The organism is Hydrogenophaga palleronii NBRC 102513 (assembly GCF_001571225.1).
Classification (GTDB): domain Bacteria; phylum Pseudomonadota; class Gammaproteobacteria; order Burkholderiales; family Burkholderiaceae_C; genus Hydrogenophaga; species Hydrogenophaga palleronii.
This window is the reverse complement of sequence record NZ_BCTJ01000092.1, coordinates 1-1,843: the sequence shown is the minus strand read 5'-3', so window position 1 is coordinate 1,843 and position 1,843 is coordinate 1. Positions and strand designations below refer to the sequence as shown.

Below are 1,843 nucleotides of genomic sequence, written 5' to 3'. Positions count from 1 at the left end.
CGGCTGCGGCCGGTGAGCAGAGCGACGGCATCGGCCAGGTGAACGTGGCGGTGACGCAGCTGGACCAGATGACACAACAGAACGCCGCGCTGGTGGAAGAGAGTGCGGCGGCGGCCGAGAGCCTGAAGGAGCAGGCGCAACGGCTGCAGACCGTGGTGCAGGTGTTCCGCATTGGCGACGCCGGCAGCAGCGTGACCCACACCACTCCGTCAACAACGTCCCAACCCAAAGCCACCGCGCCCTCGCCCACGGTGGCGCGCATGCCCGCGCCGCCAACTGCCACGGCAGTGGCGCAGCCACCCCGCACCACGGCCGCCAGCCAGCCCAAACCGGCGCCCCGACCCGCACCCCTGCCACCCGCCGCAACGACGCGCCCCACCGCCCCGCCGACAGCCCATGCGGGCAGCGAAGGCGACTGGGAAAGCTTCTGACCGATGCGGTCTTTCTACAACTCGAATTGCTCAACATGTCTTTGAATCAACTCAAAATCGGTCATCGGCTCAGCCTGGGTTTTGCCAGCGTGCTGGTCTTGCTGATGGTGCTCGCAGCGGTCGCCTGGAACGGGCTGCGCGCCTCGCAATCGGCCACCGAACGGGTGGTGGTGCTGGACCACCGTGCCGCCGTCACCGACGAGTGGGCCGCCAGCACCACGCTCAACATCAGCCGCGTGCTGGCGCTGGCGAAGTCGCGCAACGATGCCGAAGTCGAGTCCTACTTCCAGCCCCTGATCGCGCAGACCACCACGCGCATCAACGAGCTGCAGACCACGCTGGAGAAAGAAGTCAGCAGCGCCGAGGGCAAGGCCTTGCTGGCGCGCATCGCCGATCTGCGGGCCAACTACATCGCGGTGCGCAAGTCTTTCTTCGACACCCTCAAGGCCGGTGACATGCAGGCAGCCAACCAGCTGCTCACCACTGGCCTGCTGCCCGCGGCTGAGCGCTACAGCGCAGGCCAGGGCGAGCTCCAGGTGCTGCAGCGCAGCCTGGTGCAGGCCGCGGTGGCCGATTCGGCCGCCACCCTGCGCCACAACGTGCTGCTGCTGATCGCCCTGGCTGCCGCCGCCCTGGTGGTGGCCACGCTGGTGGCCTGGCGCATCACGGTGTCGGTGACGGCGCCGGTGAACGAAGCCGTGGCCATCGCCTCGGCCGTGGCCGGCGGTGACCTCACGCGCGCGGTGCAGACCGACCGCAAGGACGAACTGGGTGATCTGCTCAACGCCCTGGGTGCGATGAAGAACGCGCTGGTGCAGACCGTCGGCCAGGTGCGCAGCGCCACCGACAGCATCAACACCGCGTCGGCAGAAATTGCCAGCGGCAACCAGGACCTGAGCGCACGCACCGAACAGGCGGCGAGCAACCTGGAGGAAACCGCGGCCAGCATGGAAGAACTCACCAGCACCGTGCGCCAGAGCGCCGACGCGGCGCGTCAGGCCAACCAGCTTGCCGCGAGCGCGGCCGAGATCGCCGTGCGGGGTGGTGAAGTGGTGGGCCAGGTGGTCACCACCATGGACGAGATCAACCACAGCAGCAAGAAGATCAGCGACATCATCGGCGTGATCGATGGCATTGCCTTCCAGACCAACATCCTGGCGCTCAACGCGGCGGTGGAAGCGGCACGCGCCGGTGAACAGGGCCGGGGCTTTGCGGTGGTGGCAGGCGAGGTGCGCAACCTGGCGCAACGCAGCGCGCAGGCCGCGAAAGAAATCAAGGGCCTGATCGGAGACAGCGTGGACCGCGTGGAAACCGGCTCCCGCTTGGTCGCCGATGCGGGCCAGACCATGAGCGAGATCGTCGGCTCGGTGCAACGCGTGAGCGACATCATTGGCGAGATCACGGCCGCAGCG

General features: G+C 67.9%; 1 protein-coding gene and 1 pseudogene. Both read left to right on the top strand.

Going from position 1 to position 1,843, the window contains the following annotated elements; genetic code table 11:
• Positions 1-431: pseudogene (locus tag HPA01S_RS23670) on the top strand (methyl-accepting chemotaxis protein); the annotation flags it as partial.
• Between the two features lie 35 nt (positions 432-466).
• On the top strand, positions 467-1,843 hold a 1,377-nt coding region (locus HPA01S_RS23765; protein ID WP_084360921.1), incomplete at its 3' end, for a methyl-accepting chemotaxis protein.